Consider the following 887-nt stretch of genomic DNA (forward strand, 5'->3'; position numbering starts at 1 on the left):
GACGAGTAGTTCCAGTTTCGGGTGCAGTCTGGAACGGGTATCGGCAAAGATATCAGGTCTATGCATCATTGGCAGGCTCCCCGACAATCTCAGAAGTATTGGCGACAATCCGGCCTTCAATCCAGGTATTGATATCTTCTATCCGGTAACGGACGGACCGGCCCGATATTTTGACGAAGCGCGGGCCGCCGCCGCGTAAGCGCCAGCCCTGCAGGGTGCGAATGCTTTGGTTAAGGTATGCAGCGGCTTGCCGCTCGTTTAGTAAAGGCGCTGCCACTGCAGCGGTAGTTGAGTGTGACATAATATGACTCTTAGTTATGTGTTGCGACGCAGTAGTACGTCGTGACGTCATTAAATACTCAGGTCGGATATATGTCATTCGAAGCTACTGAGATTAATAGGGGGGTAAATACCCCCCTATTAATCTCAGTGAATTTACTTGCTTATAAGTTTGCGCATTTTGGATGCGATAGCGGTTGCTGGGATGTCAGGGGTAATAACTGCACACACGTCACGACAAAACAGAAAGGCGTCGGTGATGCCTTCGCCTTCATGTTCGTCATAAGTAAATTTACGCCCAAGAGTATCTTCCCAATAAGATTTGAGGTTTAAGATTAATGTTTCAACACTGACAAGGATTGTCCGGCCTTTACTAATGGTAGGCTTGTATCTCGCCGCTTCTTCAGCATATTGGGCCAGTGATGCGGGTGATTTAATTGTTGTAGAGAAAGCTTCATCCCTCATGTATCCGCCGAAGCCAGGTAAGGGTTTGGTTCGTTCAATTCTCACGTAAGCACTATAAAGGCGGGATGCTGAAACCTCATCAAGACTGTCAAGAGCTGTAGCAAGTTTTGAGGCTAATTTATGGACTTGTTTCAGCGTTGTTT

General features: G+C 47.4%; 2 protein-coding genes. Both read right to left on the reverse strand.

Features of this window, described 5'->3' with window-relative positions:
• Positions 1–58: 58 nt before the first annotated feature.
• Positions 59–301 (reverse strand): helix-turn-helix transcriptional regulator, encoded by a 243-nt coding sequence (locus IE181_RS14530; protein WP_191254336.1) that lies wholly within the window; start codon positions 299–301, stop codon positions 59–61.
• A 134-nt stretch (positions 302–435) separates the two neighbouring features.
• Positions 436–887, reverse strand: a 452-nt coding sequence (locus IE181_RS14535; protein WP_191254338.1) for a hypothetical protein, incomplete at its 5' end; no start/stop codon positions are given.

The sequence above is a fragment of the Kordiimonas sediminis genome (genome assembly GCF_014656395.1).
Classification (GTDB): domain Bacteria; phylum Pseudomonadota; class Alphaproteobacteria; order Sphingomonadales; family Kordiimonadaceae; genus Kordiimonas_A; species Kordiimonas_A sediminis.

Coding starts and splice junctions, on each gene's coding strand:
- IE181_RS14530 (WP_191254336.1), bottom strand. CDS start 301: ATGTCACACTCAACTACCGCTGCAGTGGCAGCGCCTTTACTAAACGAG.